The organism is Providencia sp. 21OH12SH02B-Prov, from assembly GCF_027362595.1.
Taxonomy (GTDB): Bacteria; Pseudomonadota; Gammaproteobacteria; order Enterobacterales; family Enterobacteriaceae; genus Providencia; species Providencia zhejiangensis.
In genome coordinates this window covers 2653242-2672072 of record NZ_CP114796.1, presented here as the reverse complement: position 1 = coordinate 2672072, position 18831 = coordinate 2653242, and the positions used below count along the sequence as shown (strand labels likewise).

General features: G+C 37.2%; 19 protein-coding genes and 1 riboswitch. Of the genes, 11 read left to right on the top strand and 8 right to left on the bottom strand.

The genetic code is table 11. The annotated features are described in order from the left end of the window. Positions 1–2 precede the first annotated feature (2 nt). Positions 3–317, bottom strand: coding sequence for a Rieske (2Fe-2S) protein (locus O7C57_RS12615; protein WP_154621905.1), 315 nt, complete (start codon positions 315–317; stop codon positions 3–5). Between the two features lie 456 nt (positions 318–773). Continuing rightward, positions 774–1199: a universal stress protein gene (locus O7C57_RS12610; RefSeq protein WP_154621904.1), complete on the bottom strand. Its 426-nt coding sequence runs from the start codon at positions 1197–1199 to the stop codon at positions 774–776. A gap of 330 nt (positions 1200–1529) precedes the next feature. Between O7C57_RS12610 and O7C57_RS12605 the strand changes: the two genes are divergently transcribed. From O7C57_RS12605 to O7C57_RS12590, 4 genes are all read left to right on the top strand, one after another. Continuing rightward, on the top strand, positions 1530–1727 hold the full coding sequence (locus O7C57_RS12605; protein WP_154621903.1) for a ParD-like family protein: 198 nt from the start codon (positions 1530–1532) through the stop codon (positions 1725–1727). A 1-nt stretch (position 1728) separates the two neighbouring features. After that, positions 1729–2523, top strand: a complete 795-nt coding sequence (map, locus tag O7C57_RS12600; protein WP_269723198.1) for a type I methionyl aminopeptidase — start codon at positions 1729–1731, stop codon at positions 2521–2523. Positions 2524–3399: 876 nt separating this feature from the next. After that, positions 3400–3750, top strand: a complete 351-nt coding sequence (locus O7C57_RS12595) for a phage holin family protein (RefSeq protein ID WP_154624736.1) — start codon at positions 3400–3402, stop codon at positions 3748–3750. Between the two features lie 739 nt (positions 3751–4489). Then, positions 4490–5302 carry a DUF4239 domain-containing protein gene (locus O7C57_RS12590; protein WP_154624735.1) on the top strand — a complete coding sequence of 271 codons (813 nt, stop codon included), beginning with the start codon at positions 4490–4492 and terminating at the stop codon, positions 5300–5302. A gap of 72 nt (positions 5303–5374) precedes the next feature. Here O7C57_RS12590 and O7C57_RS12585 read toward each other — a convergent pair whose 3' ends face one another. From O7C57_RS12585 to O7C57_RS12575, 3 genes are read right to left on the bottom strand one after another with little or no spacing between them, the layout of a single operon-like run. Beyond that, the gene (locus O7C57_RS12585) at positions 5375–6631 is read right to left on the bottom strand and encodes a PTS ascorbate transporter subunit IIC (protein ID WP_269723197.1); all 1257 of its coding nucleotides are present in this window, start codon (positions 6629–6631) and stop codon (positions 5375–5377) included. Between the two features lie 11 nt (positions 6632–6642). Beyond that, a complete protein-coding gene (locus O7C57_RS12580) occupies positions 6643–6930 on the bottom strand; it encodes a PTS sugar transporter subunit IIB (protein ID WP_154624733.1) in 288 nt (95 codons plus the stop codon). Between the two features lie 18 nt (positions 6931–6948). After that, entirely contained in the window at positions 6949–7392 is a 444-nt protein-coding gene (locus O7C57_RS12575; RefSeq protein ID WP_154624732.1) for a PTS sugar transporter subunit IIA, read from the bottom strand. Between the two features lie 235 nt (positions 7393–7627). Between O7C57_RS12575 and O7C57_RS12570 the strand changes: the two genes are divergently transcribed. Further along, on the top strand, positions 7628–8662 hold the full coding sequence (locus tag O7C57_RS12570; protein WP_269723196.1) for a LacI family DNA-binding transcriptional regulator: 1035 nt from the start codon (positions 7628–7630) through the stop codon (positions 8660–8662). Next, the gene (locus O7C57_RS12565; RefSeq protein WP_269723195.1) at positions 8662–9408 is read left to right on the top strand and encodes a YnfC family lipoprotein; all 747 of its coding nucleotides are present in this window, start codon (positions 8662–8664) and stop codon (positions 9406–9408) included. The genes O7C57_RS12570 and O7C57_RS12565 overlap by 1 nt, the downstream gene beginning before the upstream one ends. 145 nt (positions 9409–9553) lie before the next feature. Here O7C57_RS12565 and O7C57_RS12560 read toward each other — a convergent pair whose 3' ends face one another. Then, the gene (locus O7C57_RS12560) at positions 9554–9844 is read right to left on the bottom strand and encodes a hypothetical protein (protein WP_154624729.1); all 291 of its coding nucleotides are present in this window, start codon (positions 9842–9844) and stop codon (positions 9554–9556) included. 1010 nt (positions 9845–10854) lie between these two features. Between O7C57_RS12560 and O7C57_RS12555 the strand changes: the two genes are divergently transcribed. Next, the gene (locus O7C57_RS12555; protein ID WP_154635772.1) at positions 10855–11244 is read left to right on the top strand and encodes a hypothetical protein; all 390 of its coding nucleotides are present in this window, start codon (positions 10855–10857) and stop codon (positions 11242–11244) included. 155 nt (positions 11245–11399) lie between these two features. Here O7C57_RS12555 and fetB read toward each other — a convergent pair whose 3' ends face one another. Together fetB and fetA are read right to left on the bottom strand one after the other, a co-directional pair. After that, positions 11400–12176 carry an iron efflux ABC transporter permease subunit FetB gene (fetB, locus tag O7C57_RS12550; protein WP_154621971.1) on the bottom strand — a complete coding sequence of 259 codons (777 nt, stop codon included), beginning with the start codon at positions 12174–12176 and terminating at the stop codon, positions 11400–11402. A gap of 9 nt (positions 12177–12185) precedes the next feature. Then, positions 12186–12839, bottom strand: coding sequence for an iron efflux ABC transporter ATP-binding subunit FetA (gene fetA, locus O7C57_RS12545; RefSeq protein WP_163862089.1), 654 nt, complete (start codon positions 12837–12839; stop codon positions 12186–12188). Between the two features lie 262 nt (positions 12840–13101). Continuing rightward, positions 13102–13174: riboswitch (Fluoride riboswitch) on the top strand. A gap of 113 nt (positions 13175–13287) precedes the next feature. On the opposite strand from fetA, the gene crcB reads away from it, so the two are divergent. The 4 genes from crcB to O7C57_RS12525 all read left to right on the top strand — a co-directional run bounded on the left by crcB (position 13288) and on the right by O7C57_RS12525 (position 18309). Then, the gene (crcB, locus tag O7C57_RS12540) at positions 13288–13668 is read left to right on the top strand and encodes a fluoride efflux transporter CrcB (RefSeq protein ID WP_163862087.1); all 381 of its coding nucleotides are present in this window, start codon (positions 13288–13290) and stop codon (positions 13666–13668) included. Positions 13669–14591: 923 nt separating this feature from the next. Continuing rightward, positions 14592–15815, top strand: a complete 1224-nt coding sequence (locus O7C57_RS12535; protein ID WP_251464359.1) for a hypothetical protein — start codon at positions 14592–14594, stop codon at positions 15813–15815. Further along, positions 15816–17057 carry a Zn-dependent hydrolase gene (locus tag O7C57_RS12530; RefSeq protein ID WP_231131754.1) on the top strand — a complete coding sequence of 414 codons (1242 nt, stop codon included), beginning with the start codon at positions 15816–15818 and terminating at the stop codon, positions 17055–17057. A gap of 67 nt (positions 17058–17124) precedes the next feature. Beyond that, positions 17125–18309 carry a M20 family metallopeptidase gene (locus O7C57_RS12525; RefSeq protein WP_154623351.1) on the top strand — a complete coding sequence of 395 codons (1185 nt, stop codon included), beginning with the start codon at positions 17125–17127 and terminating at the stop codon, positions 18307–18309. The last annotated feature ends 522 nt before the right edge of the window (positions 18310–18831 follow it).

Sequence of the window (18831 nt, the reverse complement as noted above, 5' to 3'; positions counted from 1 at the left end):
TTCTACTCCTCAATGAAGCTAATTTCGATTTGGTTGTTATTAACGCGAGTTTGATAAGTTTTTAAGTCACGTCCCCCAGGCTCGCGCAGACATTTTCCTGTTTTGATATCAAATACCGCTTCATGCAGTGGGCATTCAACTTTGCCATCTTCAACAAAACCTTGGCTCAGTAAAGCGTAAGCATGGGGGCAAACGTCCTCCATGGCGTAGTACTGGTTTTCCACTAAGAAAATACCAATCTCTGCATCATTGACTCTGGCGGAATAAGGAAATTCTTCTTGTACTTGTGAGACATTACATACGGCGACCCAACTCATATTACTTCCTCCACAGCAAGACAGTTTGTTTCATATATAAAACATTGTTTATTATTTAAAACCAGACTAATGGGCTGAGCGATAAACAGTCAATCTAATGTTGCGGATATGTAAAATATTTGTTTTAAAATGTGCGTTGTGTCGAGCTTATCGTTATTTCTGGTTTCATATAAGAAACCGTATCGGGAAATACAGCATAAGGGTCGCTTATACATTGAATTGTCGAGTATTCAGTTTAGGCTAGCGTGCCTACAGTAAGGAATAATGACTGTAAAAAGAGGTGGTTAAGAAAAGTTTAAACGATGAGACGGTAGAACGATTCTGAATATTATTTTGGCGTATATCCCATGGGTAGGGAGGTGAAACTTGTCAGCAAAGACGGGTTGATAACACCATGTATTGTATTATTCGTTAACTGATAGGTATTAACACCCACCGATAAAGTGGGTGCAAATATTAACGTATAGTTAAAACAGAAATGTTAGAGTTTTGGATAATCATTGAGGCGGTAGAACCTAAGAAGTAGGTGGACATACCGGGCCGTTTTGAGCCGATAACAATCAAATCGGCTTGTATCTGATCTGCAATACGTAAAATTTCATCTCTCGGTGTGCCCATGACAACTTGAGCCGTATATTTTTCTTTTGATAATTTGAAATCTTTAATTATATCAATCAATTGATTGGTCACTTTATCTTGTTCACTATCCGCTTTTTCAGCAAAACCAAATCCCATAGAAGTATAAAAAGGAATGGTTGGAATGACGGCTAAAAAATGAACGTGAGCATTTTCTTCCTCAGAAAGGTATTGAATGTGAGGAAGGACAAGGTTCGCTAAATTTTTTTCTGTGATATCAATGGGGACTAAGATTTTTTTGTACATATTGTTCTCCGAACAATCATGAATAGTATGCTCAAAACTTATCTGATTAAAACAATCGCTGGAAACAACATTCACCCTAGCTTTTGCACGGTAAAAAACTCTCTCTTAATACAAGTATAAATATAGCGCTAACTAACAATTAGAGTACAACATGATAACGTTTGATACTTTGACGGAGGATTCAAGTCAGAAAATTAAAATTGGCTGTTTTAAACAGGTTCATTCGTGCGATTTATTTCTAGATAGTTATTTAACACCTATCTTTATCATGGTAGATATTATATGGTTTATATATAAACCATAACGTTTTATATGCTTTGAGGGACTATTTTGGGAATTGTCAAAATTTCAGATGAATTACATGACTATTTGCGTCGTGCTAGCCATGTTATGTCACGTTCTATTAATTCTCAGGCGGAATTTTGGATAAAAATAGGTATTCAAGCAGAATTAAATCCAGACAAAACCTTCACGACACTGATTAGTGAAATGTTAGAAAAAGAATCTGTTAATCATAAAGGGAAGTAGCATGAGTAATATCACAATCAAAACAGCGGAAGAAATTGAATTGATGCGTGAGTCAGGCCGCTTGCTAGCTAAAGTATTTGCCATGCTGGATACGTTTATCGTGCCAGGTATTACCACCATGGAAATCAATAATAAGGTTGAAGACTATATTGTAAACGATCTACAAGCTAGGCCGGCCAGTAAGGGGCAGTATGATTACCAATATGTGTTAAATACCTCGTTGAATGAGGTCGTTTGCCATGGCGTACCGAAAGTTGATGAATATTTAAAAGCCAAAGATATTATCAACGTAGATATTACATTAGAAAAAAATGGTTTTATTGCTGACTCAAGCAAAATGTATGTCATGCCAGAGGCTTCTCCACTTGCGCGTAAACTAGTTAAAGATACTTATGAAGCGATGTGGGAAGGGATTAAGCAGGTCAAACCTGGTGCAACTTTGGGAGATATTGGTGCCGCAATTCAATACCATGCACAAGCCAACGGGTACAGTGTTGTGCGTGAATACTGTGGTCATGGTATAGGCCGCGAAATGCACGAAGATCCTCAGGTCCTCCACTATGGCGTACGGGGTCAAGGTGCGGTGTTGAAAGAAGGGATGACATTTACAATCGAACCAATGATTAACCAAGGTGGCATGAAAATTAAAACTAAAAAAGATGGTTGGACTGTGGTGACTCGAGACAAGAAGTTGTCAGCACAATCTGAGCATACGATTTTAGTGACAGCAACAGGTTATGAAGTGCTAACCCTGCGCGATGAAGAAAAGGCTTATGTCGCTAAACATCACCTCTAATAGAGCGAAAATGAGTGTAAAAAGCCGCTTATGCGGCTTTTTGTCTATTTATTCCTTTATTTACTAAGGGAATGCGTTGCTGTTAAAAGCTCAGTTTGATTTTACTGATTTCACTCAAGTTAATATGCTGCATTGACAGTAGAATAACATCACGTCTAACAGACTTTTGACTGTATGAATCGATTGACTCGCCATTGGCTTGGTCATATACCATTCTGTCGTTGTCGTGATAACACTGATGTTTTTAGTCACTTTTACAATGCTAAGTTGCACATTTAAATCCGACATCATGTTATTGAGTTAATCAGATGTATAATTTTATAACAATTTGATTTTATACAATAATAGCTATGTTTTGGCGATGACTCAGTGAATAAATTCGTGCTGGCCATTCTGTTTCAATAAATAAATTTATTAGGTTTTACTAATATAGCGAGTTATCGGCGTTTTTGAGTACTCGATTCACATTAAAAATGATAATTGAAAGTCATAATTACAAGGAAATACCTTTAATTATTAGAGAGCTGCATGGTATATAAATAATAGCGTTTTTTACATTTTCTTGGTAAGCGTAATTATTATTAATGACTAAAAAATTAACGTCTTTAATTTGGCTTTTGTGTGTGTGAGGATACAAATCTATCAGCTGCTATATATAAAAATAATATAAAGTTAAATATGTTTTCAATTAATGCTTTTAGTTTTATTTCTCAAAGTTAAAAGGAGGTTTTTGCAATAATGTCATTTGGGAGATTTTTCTGTGTCAGTAGCGATAAAAAATATCAAGGGTAATTGAGATTAATTACGACTTGATATCAATGATAAGGGGGCTTCATTTATTGATAATAATTTTCACTCCATTTAGGAGGTTTCATTATGCATGAGAAAAATATTGATTTTTGGGAGCAGGTTTTTCGCTGGATTCAACTCAATTTTCCTTTATTAAGTGGTGTTATGTTGGCAACGCTAATTGCATTTATTAGAGAATGGCGAGATGGTAACAGCGCATGGCAATCATTAGCCGAAGCAGTCATATGTGGTGCTATTACCGTTAGTGCTATTCGTACTCTACAATGGTTACTTGTATATATGAATTATTCTGAGGCTTGGTCATCCCTTGCGGAGTTTTGTGGAGCGATGATAGGTTTTCTTGGGACAAAAAAATTAAGTTGGATTATTGATTCTTTTTTAATTTCAATAAAAAAGCGCTATGGAGATAAAGAGTAACGTGTCATTTTAGTTTCCGAGTAATGAAGAATGAAAACTGAGTAGTACGATAAGCCCTAATGAGGCTTATCGAAGTATATTGTTATTCATAAAAAGAGTAATCGCTAATATAAAACTTAATTGGCCCGTCTCATCAACAGAGATAACTTATATCCATTAATCCATTAATCCATTAATCCATTAATCCATTAATCCATTAATTCATTCCTTTCATTGGGTTATTCTTGTTAAGATTTATAATTCAATTTATGCGTTTTCCAGACGTGCGGTCATGTGTGTGAACAACGCGTCAGAGATCCGGTCAAAATTATCTTATTGTAGAGAAAAGCGTAGGGCATTTGATCTGCTGAGCTAATCGACTTTGCCAAGGGAACGATGTTACCTCATTTCATACACGTGGCGGTAGATATTCTGACTATATGCAAACACTAAAACTAGGTTGATGAAATTTTGTATTAAAAGGGACTTGGGTTAATTCACGATGACACACTGGGATTTAATTGGGGAAGCTCGAGGAGTGTATGCCAAAGCTTGAATTTGAACATCAAAAACCAATTAAAAAACAGTAGGTTAACTAGCTGTTTTTTTAGGTGTGAACATGAATAATGGCAAGCAAATAATCATTTTTAGATGGCATTTTAGCGTTAAAATCTGAACTTGTTTTTGGTCGTTAAAAAGCTAGAAAGTGTTATTCTGGATATGTTATATCATCGAGAAATTTCTTATCTGGAACTTCTCTATGTTTAGCCTTTCTGAATTAATTAATGACACACCTATTGACTCTATTCTCTTATTTGTTATTACGTTTATTTTGTTAGTGATTTCAGCTTACATCGGTAAATTTATATTTAAGCGTAGGAATGCACATGAAGACATTGCGGATGACGAAGCGAAAATAATATTAGGCGCAATTTTATCCTTACTGGGGTTATTGATTGGTTTTGTGTTGTCAATTTCAATCAATGGCTATAATAACCGTCAACAAACTGAGGAAAATGAAGCGATTGCGATTGGCAATGCTTATCAACGGATACAAATACTCAACAATAGCGATAAAAATGATGCAATCCATCTATTACAGCAGTATTTAGAAGCAAGGATTGAATTTTTTAAATCGGGTATCAGTGATGAAAATAATCAATGGCGAAGGGTATCTTTAGAAAAGCAAGCCGCACTCTGGGATATCGCCGTTAAGGAAGCGAACCAATCTCCCAACCCTGTCATTGCTTCTGTACTCACTGCGTTTAGTGACCTCTATCTTTCACAGCAAAAAACCATGGCAAGTTGGCGTCATCAAATACCAAACGCAGCTTGGTTTTTGCTCATTTTCTTTGCGATTTGTTCTAATATCTTGATTGGATACAACATCCGAGGCACGAAAGGAAAGAACTGGTTAATTTTAATATTGCCTTCCTTAACAACATTAGCGTTATTTATGATTGCAGAGATTGATATTCCGGGAGAAGGGGTTATTCATGTGACTCCGGATGATTTGATTTCTTTGCAGGAGTTCTTATTTAAAGAAGGGGCGTTAGTGGGTAAGTTGGGCTAATAGCATTTGGAAATTGATTGCTTAATGAAGTGAAAAATCCCCGTAGCCAAGGTGGCTATGGGGATTTTATTTCTAGCGTACAATAATACCTAATAGAATACCGATAGCTCCAAAGTCAGCATCACTAAATGTTGTATTTGCGATACCGATATCACCAAGAACAGGTAATAGGAATACAGGTAAGAAGGTAATCAATAAACCTTGCGCAAAGGCACCTAAAATGGCACCTCGACGTCCGCCTGTTGCATTACCGAATACGCCAGCTGCTGCACCAACGAAGAAGTGTGGCACAACGCCTGGAATAATGACGGTCATATTGAGCGCATAGAGAATAAACATACCGATTATGCCGGCAGCAAAGCTACTTAAGAAACCGACTAATACAGCATTTGGCGCATAAGGGAAGACGACAGGGCAGTCTAGAGCTGGTTTTGCATTTGGTACTAATTTATCCGAAATACCTTTAAAAGCAGGTACGATCTCAGCAATCACCATACGAACACCTTGCAGGATAATATAAACACCCGCAGCAAATGTAATAGATTGCATTAATGAGAACATGAACCAATTTTTACCGCCACTCACTTCACGTACATAATCACCACCCGCGAATAGGCAGGTAATAATGAAAATAATGAACATAGTGAATGAAATAGCCACTGGGGTATCACGTAAGAAAAGCAAGCTCTTTGGCACATTCATATCTTCAGTTGAATGTTCTTTATTACCAAATTTACTGCCAATAAAACCGGCGAGGACATATGAAATAGTGGAAAAGTGACCAATGGCGACATCATCAGAACCCGTGACTTTTTTCATGTATGGGTGCGCGATGGCTGGGAAAAACACCATACAAAAGCCGACAATCAGTGAACCAACGACGACTAACATTGTTCCTTGCATTCCAGCAGTTGCTAGAATAACGGCAACCATCATTGACATGAATAATGTGTGATGGCCGGTGAGGAAAATAAATTTCCATGGTGTCAGGCGTACAATGAGTATGTTGATTAACATGGCAAAGAACATAATCATCGCCATTTCACGGCCAAAGCTCTTCTGAGCGATAGAGACGATCGCTTCATTGTTTGGAACGACACCGTTAATGCCAAAGGCATGTTGGAAAATCGCTGAAAAATCACCGAGTGAACTAACGACTAAACCAGCACCTGCACCTAAAATGACAAAACCCATGATGGTTTTGATGGTGCCTTTAATGCATTCGGTCACCGGTTTTTTTTGAGCAATCAGACCGATAAGTGCGATCAGACCCACTAATATAGCGGGTTCTGATAGCACATCTTCCATCAGAAAACGAAAAAATGACATACCGCCTCCGTTTATAGCGCGCCGAGATTACGCAGAGCGACACTCAAATGTTCTTTCATTGCAACTTTGTCGATCATATTTTCTAGCGCAACAATTTCACCATTAACGTGTTGTGCGACTAATTGCTCCGCGATATCTTTAGTTCCGACATAAATATCACTTGCAGTCCCTTTTGCTGAACCAAGATCAACATGATCAACATCTGCATTGACTTGCAAGTCTTTCAAAATTGTTTTGATGCTCATTTCCATCATTAGGCTAGTACCTAAACCATTTCCGCATACGACTGTGATTTTCATGTGATTTCCTTTTAATAATTAGTAACGAGCGATGATATTGAGAATGTCATCGATGTTTTCTGATTGCATAATGCTGTCAATATCTTCTTGATTATCAAAAAGTTCTGCAAGTTTAGCGATGGCGCCAATATGGCTATCACTGTCAGTTGCAGCAAGAACAATTAACAGCTTGATTGGGTCGTTGCCTTCAGATCCAAACTCCACACCATTCTTGATAACGGTTAAACCCAGTGATAATTGGTTAACACCGTCTTCCGGGCGAGCATGGGGCATTGCAATGCCTGGACCTAGGACATAATAAGGACCAATTTTTTCATGTGAATGAATGATGGCATCAATATAAGAAGGTTGAATGGAATTGTTTTTAATCAAGGGTTCGCAAGCGATATTAATCGCCTCTCGCCAATCAGTGGCGTTTTCGACAACCTGAATAACATTGGGGGTCAGTAATGTCGTTAGCATTAAATTTGCTCCTGGTAATGTAAAACTCTTTTTTTAGCTTTTCTTCTAACTAAGAGCATAGTAGTGATCAATGGTAGCGCTATCTAGTTGAATTATTCATTTTCGTGATAGCGCTATCATTTCGCAAAAATAAAGCGAATAAAAAGCAAAGAGCATAAAAGTCCGCTCATTAACAAAACTAACCTGTGGTAACTTATAGCCAGATAGAGAATGAAATAGAGCAAAAAAACCTTTTATGGAAAAAATACGCAAAAGAAAAAATACAGGACGGGTAACGCTTCAGGATGTGGCCAAATATGCAGGTGTGGGATCAATGACTGTATCGAGAGCGTTGCGTACTCCTGATTTGGTATCAGATAAACTGCGAGAAAAAATTAATGAAGCCGTTGCCGAGTTGGGATACATACCAAACTCTGCGGCTGGAATATTAGCATCAGGCCAAAGCAGAACCATAGCAGTGTTAGTACCGTCATTAAGGGACTACGCGAGTTCGGCATTCCTGCAACCATTACAAGACGTGCTGAATAAAAATAGTTATCAGGTTGTCATTGGTAGTCATGATTATCAGCAAAAAAAAGAAGCAGAGGTTCTATTTACGTTATTACAAAGTAATCCTGCTGCTGTAGTGATTTTTGGGGCAATTAATTCCGAGAGCGTTTTTAATTACCTTAAAAATATTGATATTCCCGTCATCGGTGTTGCAGGTGAATCGAATTATCCGCTGTCATTAAACATCAGAAGTAATATTGGTGAAGCCGTGTTTTTTTTAACCCACTATATGCTGCAAAAAGGGTATAAAAGAATTGGTTATATAGGCGCACAGATGGATAGCAAAGTACAAAGTCAGCAATTGAGTGGTTGGACAAAAGCCATGCTCAGTCACTATCATAGCGCTGAACAAAGTATTACGACGCCCTATGTTGCGACGATGGATTTTGGGCGCCAAGCGATTAGCGAAATGCTAACACGGCAGCCTGAGCTTGATGCCGTCATATGTAGCCATGAAATGATTGCGTTAGGTGTGCTATTTGAATGTCAAAGAAGACTCGTAAAAGTACCGTCTATGTTAGCGGTTGCTTGCGTTGAAGGATCATCTAATTGTGATTATATTCATCCGTCATTAACCTCTGTGCGTATTGATTATAGCAAAATGGCAAAAGAGACGGCGAAGAAACTACAAAAATGGTTAGCAGATCCTGATAGTGATTACTCGAATCAACACGAAGAGATCATCTTTCCTTATAAATTTGAAGCAAGGCAAAGTGCATAATGATGAAGTTTATAACTTTCGCTTTCACATTAGCGAGTTTATTAATGTCGACGGCATCAGCAGAAAAGGGATATCTGCCAGCAATACAAAATATATACGCATTGTACAGTGGTGTATTAATAAAGGGGCCTGTAAAAGAAATAAATGCGACGTTTTATACTGAAAATAATATAGTCGCTCATGAGATTAATTTAAAATTGGACGAAAACAGTTGTATTGAGAGTTTTGAGTCCATTTCTTCTGCCGCTAACCAGCATATACAATTAGCAAGAGAAGATAACCAATTAAAAGGTCGTAGCGCTCAAGGGGAGATTATTATTAATTTAGACGACCAATGTCGTTTTATCTCTCAAAAAGATCATTATGGTACTGCGTATTTTGAATACAATGAACGGGGTTATATCAAGAGTATTACCAATAGCCGTAGCGATACCATTGATACATTAGTTTATAGTCATTTAGGTGAGCTTCAGGAAATGAATTACTATGATAACAATCAATTGTATATGCAGACGATCTACACGCCAATAGCCGATAGTGAGCGTTATGCGGATATTCGGATAGAACAGAAAATGCTTGGTGATTTGGGGTATAGCGTTGACAGAAAATGTCAATATGATCCGTCGGGAGCACCAACAACTTGCCAAGTTTTAACGACCTATGATGTTGATGGAAAAATGCAAACTCAAAAGCAGTCTTTAGTGATTGAAACACAATTCTATGAGGTTCAAGGGGAAGGTAAATAACTCACCGCTTAAGTGATAAGTGAGTGTGACAGTTATCGATATGGTCGTAAGGATTGATGATTTCTGAGTTGCTGTCCTTTGAATGAAATTCGCTATATCTCCGGTGAACGCCTCTTTAGGGCAAGTTAAAGAGGCGTTTGATTTCTTATTTTTTATTAATCAACGTTTTATTATAAATAAAACGCGCTTCCGCTTGTTGCAAATAACTCAGAATGAGTTGATAGATCTGCTCAGATTTATGGCATAAATTGCTATTGCTCGCCAAAGTGGGTTCCACTTGTTCGATAAATTGTTTTAAAAAATCATCAATACTTAGATTCTTATGAGCAATTTGTGTATGGTAAAACTGATATACATATGATGCTTGTGTATCTGAAAGATCGATATTTGCATTTATATTGTTGATTGCAAGTAAGAGCAATTGAGTATTTGTCATAATACACCCTATCACAGAGACGTATAAATGCTACCTGACTAAAATGAAATCCATTGTCAAAATTGGCCGTAAAATTTTAGTTTTCTCATTCAAGATAGATTTATAGGAATATTCTGTATTGATACGCCTGCAAATTTGTAACCGCAATCAATAAGGCATGGTGTATTCACTATTTCTATTGGGCTTTTAAGTATATTTTTAAGGGGATATCTGGCGCAAATTGCACCTTAAAAGCGTGTTGAATGCTAACCTCTTATTCTATTGATGTACTGAGTTTCTCACTATGTCGTGTTTTGACGCGCTATGGTGATGTGAGATTAGAGTCATATTTTCCCAGATGAGTGAAGCGCGATTAGTCTAGTCGACGAGAAAGGTAAAATAGCACAAAATAGAAAAAAGTGGTTTATTGATTCATCTGTATAAATTAAAGACCGCCGGTACTGGTGATATAGCCGAACGACAGATAACAAATTTAGATTGTATTATGAATTATCGTTATGATTTCTATTTTTTATCCTTCATTTACTCCTTTTGCGGGAGTGTAAATATTTAGATACAAATATTTGCTTATTGAAGGAAATATTTTTATTTATTCATGTTTTAAAATGCCATATTATTTGTTATTAAGTTAAATGTTTTATGGTGATTATGCTGAAAATATTCTTTTTCGCTAAAAGAAACAAACTGTAACAGTTTGGTGGGGCAATAACTCTTATTTTCAATCGTTATTACTGATAGGATTACTCTTTGATTGTGTGAGACGAGTTAAAATAATTTAATTTTATTAAACTGAGTTATTTTTAACTGTTATATTTTCATCGCTGTTTCTCGCCTTATCATAATTATTTTTAATAGATAATAGTAAGAAAAATTTAAGTTATTAATGTGAGACGTATCGTTACCTAAAGCTGTACTCTACCTTATACTATTTAGAGATGCTTTAATTAACACGCTTGTTAAATATTTTTTTGTTTAATTATCAATGTGTTGGCTTTTTAAGAGCGTAAAGTATGAATATAGTCAAATTGCTCACGATCGTGCTGATTGTCGGTGGTGCATTTCTATTAGGGGTTATTTTTAATTATAAGCCTCAACCGGATTTGATCAAATCGGTTAAATATAGCGTAGTGGATTATTTGTCTTATCCTGAGTCAGCGGCATTTAGAAATATAAAATATAATTTTATTCGTGCAACAACTGACAAAGGGGAAGTCGGTTATGTTTGTGGGGAAGTATTAAGGGTAAAAAATGCAAAAATAGAAGGATATAAACGGTTCACGGTAAAGGTTTACAAAAATCAAGACGGCAGAACAGTATTGTCAATTCCATTAGTTGAAGGGGATTATGATCTGTTACCGTTGTCAGTGATGGAATCGTTATGGAAGCGATATTGCAGCTAAATTAATGCTTAGTGAATTTAGCTGTAATAGAGAATAGTATATAACCACTCAAATAACTTATTTTTATGGTCTAATAGCCAAATCGGAAATTGCGAAAATTCGCTTTATAAGAAAACACTGGATAATTGCGCTGTTACCCAGTGTTTCCTCTGTGATTACTTATTTAGCGTGTTTATAAGTAGCTGATGACGATTATTATAAAATTTAAGGTAGGTCATATATCCCGTTAAAATGGTCGATAAACTGGCCGTAGCTAATAACATAAATGTTACCATGATCTGATATTTAACTGCTTCCAATGGATCAACACCAGCAAAAATTAATCCAGACATCATTCCGGGTAAACTGACGATACCGACTGTTTTTGCTGAGTCAATTGTTGGGATGAGTGATGCTCGGATACTATCACGAATGATAGAAATAGAGGCCGTTTTTGGGGTTGCACCTAGGCTTAGCATCTCTTGTATCTGCTGTTGTTGATTACTAAAACGCTGCCCTAAATTATTAAAACATAAACCGACAGCAATCATCGCATTGCCGGCAATCATGCCTGTAATTGGAATCACCTGCATAGGTGTAAAGACAATGGCTTTGGTGATAATCAAGATCAATAAGGTTAAAAGTGTGCTGGAGGTAATGGCGATAAAAGCGGTTACGAAAACTTTTTCTATATATTTACTTCTCTTTCTCGCATTCCAGGCGGCATTAAAGCAGATAAACATAACCATAGCGATAGTGAGAATTTCATGATCAACATGAAAAATATACTTTAGAATATAACCAACAATTAATAGTTGGACGATCGCACGGCATGTACTCCAAATGATGTCTTTTTCTAGAGTGAGTTTTTCTTTGTGACTAATAAAAATGGCAACCAGAACAAGCATGATAGAGAAAGCCAAGGATTCATTGGTAATATTAGGTTGGTGCATGGCTTATTCCTATTTTTCGGTATGATGAGCGGGAAGGGTAATCATGTTATCTGCATGTGAAATTTCATCTTGGTCATGTGTAACCCATAAGATGGCAATATTTTGTTGTGTTGCTAATTGATGGATTAATTCATTGACTTTCACTTTATTCGCCTCATCCAAAGCGCTGGTTATTTCATCTAATAATAAAACTTTAGGTAAAAATTGAAGGTTACGAATCAATGAGATACGTTGTTTTTCTCCTCCAGATAGCTCATTGATGCTTTTTTCTAAGATAGATTCGGGTAAAGAAAAATAGCTTAGATCTTGAAGCACTTTGTTTTTATTAAAAGTTTGCTTACGTATTTGATAAGGAAAAAATAGGTTGTCGTAAACAGTAGAACCAAATAAAGAGGGAGTTTGTGTACAGTAAGAAACTTGTTGGCGATATTCTTCCGGTGAGAGAGTCGTATAATCATGACCATTAAAAAGCAGACGTCCAGAAGTTGGCGAGAGTAACGAAGCGATTATTTTTAGTAGTGTGCTTTTTCCGCAACCAGAAGGCCCTGTTATTAATTTGAATTCACCTTCATATAAACGAAAATCTACTTTGTCTAGTATGACTTTATTATCAATGACGTATCCAATATTCTCCGCGGTCAATAGTGTGCGTTTTTTATCCATTTTAGATTTATCCTATGAAAATTAATCTGACTTCATGTGGAAATTTTATCATTGATTATCGATCTCAATAGTGACATGAAACGATATAAGCCGTTATATGCTTTGCAGTGCAAAACATTATGCGCCATTTACGTTAAAATTTACATATTAAGACGAAATAGAATGCCAATCGGAAAAAGATATTAATAAAATTTACGTTTTATTGTTGAGTTAATATGACTGCAAGACTCGGCGCTTTACCTTAATATTCATTATGGATATCCTATTGATAGGAGATGGCATTCCTCCTATCAAAAACCGCCCAAAGAAAAAGGGCTAATGATGCCTACGTTAACCTTTTCAATTGATAGGGGGCGTAGCGATTATGCGCCCTGAATATTTTGGGGCATAAATGCTTTCAACGTTTCCTTCTCATTTATCCCCTGTTTACAGCTATAAGGGATTGTCTATGTATGCATCACTTTTTTCTATTGCGTTAGGTTCCGTCTTGGGCGGTTGGCTAAGATGGTTTGTCAGTTTAAGGCTTAATCATCTTTATCCAAACATTCCAATGGGCACAGTGTTTGTGAATTTAGTCGGGGGCTTTGTTATTGGTTTTGCTATTGCTTATTTTGCTAGCTCAAATTTAAATCCAGCTTATAAATTGTTTATTGTGACTGGTTTTTGTGGTGCCTTTACGACGTTCTCAACGTTTTCATGGGAAGTTTTGATGCGGATTCAAGAAGGAAAATTGATGATTGCGCTGAGTACTATCGCAATTCATGTTGTAGGAGCGTTATTTTTTACCTTCTTAGGCATGCTTTGTCATCATTGGCTATTGCAACAGTAATGCCTGAAAACGGCTCTTCCATTGTGGATGATGATTAACGATAAATTGAATATTTTCGGCTGGATGCATAATAGGCGAAAAATAGGAGTAAGCTCACAAGGGCTGCTTAGAAGAAAAGTATTGATATCACCGCCTTACTCTGGTTGCAAAAACTAGGCGCTTATTTGTTAATGACAACGGGTAAGGTGGGTATTTATAAATATTAAGATAATTTTTATAAATGAATATTCCTTATTAATCCCTAATTACGATCAGTTATTTTAAAGGAGACGATATTGAATCTCTTTATATTGTATTTACGTTTCTCAATGAGTGAAATTTTGTCTAGTTAAAAATATGATCAATTATCCTCACATCGTATCTTTAAAATGAAGAACGCATTATTTCAGAATGGCTTTTAGCAAAAAAACACTTTTTATACACTAATTTTAACAAAATGCTAATAAAGTAGATTGTTTGGAGTAATTTGATTCTATTATGAGAAAAACAACCTTTTTTCCTAAATCATAAGTGTATTTTTTGGAATTATGGCGGTCGACAACAGAATATAATCTCGTTGAACAAAAAATAAACCAAGAAATTATTTATTATTAACTCTGTATTTTGTGAAATATATCGCTAAAAAATCACGCCATTGTCAGCGTATTCCTGATGTTGCAATAGATTTTTTATTATTTATCACTATTTTAATAATGAGTTTTCTATTTGGCAATTTGCCTAGTCTTCCAGAGCGTTATCTATACATATTGATTTTCGATGATATTATGATTTTTGTTGCTATTTTCCATTATCGATAGCGAAATAATCTCATATTTGGCTATATATCAAACTAATTATGAAGTTATATCGCGCGTTATAAAAAATAATAAAACGTATAGCCTTAAAAAAATTGAATTAGAAAAAGATATTGACGGGGAAAAGTTATGTCACAGATGTTAGCTCTGTTTATCATAGTTTTGATATTGTATATCGGCGATGCAATTGCGGTGAGAACCAAAGCTTGGATCCCTTCTGTATTCGTGTGTGCCGTTTTATTCCTATTCGGTTATTGGACATTCTTTCCAAAGGATATTGTAAGTATTGCTGGAATACCGCAAGTGGTTGCAGTGATGTTGATGTATCTGTTAATAACCAATATGGGAACACTGTTATCGCTAAAGGAACTTTTACGGCAGTGGAAAACCATTTTAATTTCCTTATCTGGAATTTTAGGCATTATTATATTTATATTCGCTGTGGGAATGGTGTTATTTGATCTCAATACAATCTTGGTTGCTATTCCACCCTTAGTGGGGGGAATTGTTTCTTCACTTATTATGTCTAAAGGGGCAGCGGATGCTGGCCTGATTGATTTATCCGTGTTTGCTATTTTAATTTATGTTATGCAAGGTTTTGCCGGATACCCATTAACAGCGGTCATGTTAAAAAGAGAAGGGCGCAGAGTTCTTGAACAATACCGTAATGGTCAATGGAACGCGTCATTATCTGTTGAAGGGGCAAAAGATGTTGCAGTAAAAACGGTGGTTTCTGAAGAAGAGATGCCGCGTTTATTCAAGAAAATACCTTCACATTACAATACCAGTTATTTTAAGTTTTTACGCTTAGCAGCGGTTGGGTATCTTGCCTATTTAGTTTCAACATGGGCTGCCCCTATTGTGAGCATTAGCCCATTTGTATTATGTCTGTTATTTGGGGTTATTGCTTCTTCACTCGGCTTTTTAGAAAGGCAACCTTTACAAAAAGCCAATGGGTTTGGCTTTGCCATTATGGCGTTGATGCTGTTTATTTTCGATACCTTAAACCATGCGACTCCAGATATGTTATTACGACTGGTTTATCCAATGATTGTTTTAATTGCTGCCGCAGTAATTGGGATGTATCTCGCTTCTTGGATAGTCGGAAAGATACTGGGTGTCTCTAAAGAAATGGCATTCGCCGTATCGTTAACCGCACTCTATGGTTTTCCAGCCGATTATATCATTACGAATGAAGCGATTAATGCGCTGACGAAAGATGAGAAAGAAAGGCAAATTCTGACCGGCCATATGTTAGGACCCATGTTAGTCGGTGGATTTATTTCAGTGACCATGGTCTCTGTGGTACTTGCTGGAATTATGGTTGGTTTTATTACACCACTTGCAGGGTAAATGATGATGGAAACAAGCACATTCAGAATTCAACGGCATTTAGAGCAGTTGGCCGAATTTACATCGACACCGGGTCAAGGAACGACTCGTATGAGCTATAGTGAGCAAGATAAGCAAGCTAGAGCATATTTAAAAGAGCAAATGCATCTGCTTGGCTTACAGGTACGTGAGGATGCCATCGGTAATCTCTATGGACGATTAGAAGGCACGGAAAGTGGGTTGCCTGCCGTTATGATTGGTTCACATTTTGATTCTGTACCCAATGGTGGCGCTTTCGATGGGCCAGCAGGGATTGTGGCAGGGTTGGATGTTGTGGCGCGTATTCGTGAGCAACAACTTCAACCACGTTATCCCCTTGAAGTCATTGCATTGGTTGAAGAAGAAGGAACCAGCTTTGGGCGGGGTTTGATGGCTTCGAGTGTGATAACAGGTCTGATTGGTCGCAAAGAGTTGCACCAATTAACTGACAGACAAGGTATTTCTGCGGCACAACGTATGGCTGATGCGGGATTTAATGCCGATAAAGCAGCAGAAGCCGTACTTGTACCGTCGACAGTGAAAGCTTTCTTAGAACTGCATATTGAGCAAGGCCCCGTCTTAGAGCAAGCAAATGAAGACGTTGGCATTGTTGATATCATTGTTGGCATTGCTCAGCTTGAAGTCAAATTAACGGGTAAAGCGGGGCATGCAGGAACGACACCAATGCATATGCGTGCTGATGCATTGGTGTGCGCGAGTCACATTATCAGCCAAATTGCGAACATAGCGATAACAGTAGGTGAAAGTACGGTTGCAACAGTCGGAAGATTGAATGTGTTACCTAATGGGGCAAATGTGATCCCGAGTGAAGTCACATTCAGTGTTGATATTCGTTCGAGAAATGAAACAGCGTTACGTCAAGCCATTGCACAAATCATCGCGCTGGTTGAGCAGGAAAGTACTAAGAGGAATATTCAAAGTGATGTTATTCAGCCTCTTTATGTTTCACCCACAAAATTAGCCCCTGAAATTCATCAATTGATGGTAAATCATGCACAAAAACAGGGATTACGTTATCGAACGATGGTAAGTGGTGCAGGGCATGACACGATGATTTTTGCCGGTATCACAGCCACTGGGCTAATTTTTGTACCGAGTCGTAATGGATTAAGTCATCATCCAGATGAATGGACGGATTATGAGCAAATCGCTCGTGGTGTTGACGTTATGTTTGAGTCTGTGCGGTCATTAACCGAATGTTGAACTCATAATCAGTCTTATCGTGATTAAGCAGATGAAGAGATCTCTGCTCTGAGGTAAAGGTAGAACAATGGTAAATACAACAATTACTGAAGCAATCAAAAAATACACAACAGCGATGATTGCCTTTCGTCGAGACCTGCATGCGCATCCTGAATTACCGTGGGAAGAAATACGGACAACAAAACGGATTGCAGAAGAGTTAACTAAGATTGGTATCGAATATCGACTAACAGAGCCAACAGGGATTATTGCTGAAATTAAGGGCGGAAAACCAGGCAAAACGGTGGCGTTACGTGCAGATATTGATGCGTTACCCGTGCTGGAATTGAATGATTCTTTGGAATATAAATCACAGAATCAAGGAAAAATGCATGCATGCGGACATGATGCACATACCTCGATGTTATTGACAGCCGCAAAAGCGCTATACGATGTCCGCGCGGATTTGAAAGGCAATGTGAGGTTGATTTTTCAGCCGGCTGAAGAGATAGCCCAAGGCGCTAAAGAAATGGTGAAACAAGGTGCCGTGGAAAATGTGGATAATGTATTTGGCATGCATATCTGGTCAACGACGCCTTCCGGAAAAGTCTCTTGTAACGTAGGGGGGACATTTGCCTCCGCTGATTTGTTAGTCGTGAAGTTTAAAGGGCGTGGTGGTCACGGTTCAATGCCTGAAGCCACAATTGATGCCGCTGTCGTGGCATCTTCTTTTGTGATGAATCTACAATCAGTTATTTCTCGTGAGACATCGCCATTGGAATCAGCAGTGGTCAGTATTGGGAAGATGGAGGTTGGTACTCGCTTTAATGTGATTGCTGAAAATGCGGTATTAGACGGAACTGTTCGCTGTTTTAATCTTGAAACTCGCAGTCGTATTGAAGCGGCAATCAGACGTTATGCAGAACATACCGCCGCAATGTATGGCGCGACAGCGGAAGTTATTTATACTTATGGCACACTTCCTGTGATTAATGAGGAACGTAGTGCATTGTTGGCGCAATCTGTTATTACGCAAGCATTTGGTGAAGACACGTTGATGTTTGAGAAACCAACAACGGGTGGTGAAGATTTCAGTTTTTATATTGAAAACATTCCTGGCTGTTTCGCTTTATTGGGATCAGGTAATCCAGATAAAGATACACAATGGGCACATCATCATGGGCGTTTTAATATTGATGAAGATGCAATGGTGACAGGTGCTGAACTTTATGCTCAATACGCTTGGTCTTATTTGCAACAAGATGAATTTTAATTAACCGCGTTAACCTTGTCGTGACGATAGCGACAAGGTTTATATTTTTGACAATATAAGCCGATTCCCTTCTCAAAAACGTCTCTCCACTGCCTATTTTCAAACTTATGATCGCGCTATGATAATCATCACACTTTATCCTGCATATGAAAAGAAGGATTCTTGTCATCAAGTAAAATGCTATTGAGGTGAGTTAGGCGTAAATGAATAAAAATAGTACGGTTACTTTTAAAAATGAACATAAAAATTCTCATATACAATCTATTGATTATTTAATTGTTGATAATTAAATTTCAAAAATAGGTAATGCTAGATGTTTTTTTTGAATTTAAAGGTGCTAATGGTTTTTATGTGTTTAATTTTTAGAGAATTGCCTTACTATATAGGGTGTTATTATTGGGGGTATTCAGGGTTGTTTAAAATAAAACCTATCATCACTATAACTTGTTGAATTTAAATAGGTAAGCTAATCAAGTTAGAGGTTGATAAGCAAGTAAAATAAAGAGTGAGAGTTTAAGGGAA

Coding starts and splice junctions, on each gene's coding strand:
- O7C57_RS12595 (WP_154624736.1), top strand. CDS start 3,400: ATGCATGAGAAAAATATTGATTTTTGGGAGCAGGTTTTTCGCTGGATT.
- O7C57_RS12570 (WP_269723196.1), top strand. CDS start 7,628: ATGGAAAAAATACGCAAAAGAAAAAATACAGGACGGGTAACGCTTCAG.
- O7C57_RS12580 (WP_154624733.1), bottom strand. CDS start 6,930: ATGAAAATCACAGTCGTATGCGGAAATGGTTTAGGTACTAGCCTAATG.
- fetA (WP_163862089.1), bottom strand. CDS start 12,839: ATGGATAAAAAACGCACACTATTGACCGCGGAGAATATTGGATACGTC.
- O7C57_RS12575 (WP_154624732.1), bottom strand. CDS start 7,392: ATGCTAACGACATTACTGACCCCCAATGTTATTCAGGTTGTCGAAAAC.
- O7C57_RS12565 (WP_269723195.1), top strand. CDS start 8,662: ATGATGAAGTTTATAACTTTCGCTTTCACATTAGCGAGTTTATTAATG.
- crcB (WP_163862087.1), top strand. CDS start 13,288: ATGTATGCATCACTTTTTTCTATTGCGTTAGGTTCCGTCTTGGGCGGT.
- O7C57_RS12525 (WP_154623351.1), top strand. CDS start 17,125: ATGGTAAATACAACAATTACTGAAGCAATCAAAAAATACACAACAGCG.
- map (WP_269723198.1), top strand. CDS start 1,729: ATGAGTAATATCACAATCAAAACAGCGGAAGAAATTGAATTGATGCGT.
- O7C57_RS12555 (WP_154635772.1), top strand. CDS start 10,855: ATGAATATAGTCAAATTGCTCACGATCGTGCTGATTGTCGGTGGTGCA.
- O7C57_RS12585 (WP_269723197.1), bottom strand. CDS start 6,631: ATGTCATTTTTTCGTTTTCTGATGGAAGATGTGCTATCAGAACCCGCT.
- O7C57_RS12530 (WP_231131754.1), top strand. CDS start 15,816: ATGATGATGGAAACAAGCACATTCAGAATTCAACGGCATTTAGAGCAG.
- O7C57_RS12590 (WP_154624735.1), top strand. CDS start 4,490: ATGTTTAGCCTTTCTGAATTAATTAATGACACACCTATTGACTCTATT.
- O7C57_RS12560 (WP_154624729.1), bottom strand. CDS start 9,844: ATGACAAATACTCAATTGCTCTTACTTGCAATCAACAATATAAATGCA.
- O7C57_RS12535 (WP_251464359.1), top strand. CDS start 14,592: ATGTCACAGATGTTAGCTCTGTTTATCATAGTTTTGATATTGTATATC.
- O7C57_RS12615 (WP_154621905.1), bottom strand. CDS start 317: ATGAGTTGGGTCGCCGTATGTAATGTCTCACAAGTACAAGAAGAATTT.
- fetB (WP_154621971.1), bottom strand. CDS start 12,176: ATGCACCAACCTAATATTACCAATGAATCCTTGGCTTTCTCTATCATG.
- O7C57_RS12610 (WP_154621904.1), bottom strand. CDS start 1,199: ATGTACAAAAAAATCTTAGTCCCCATTGATATCACAGAAAAAAATTTA.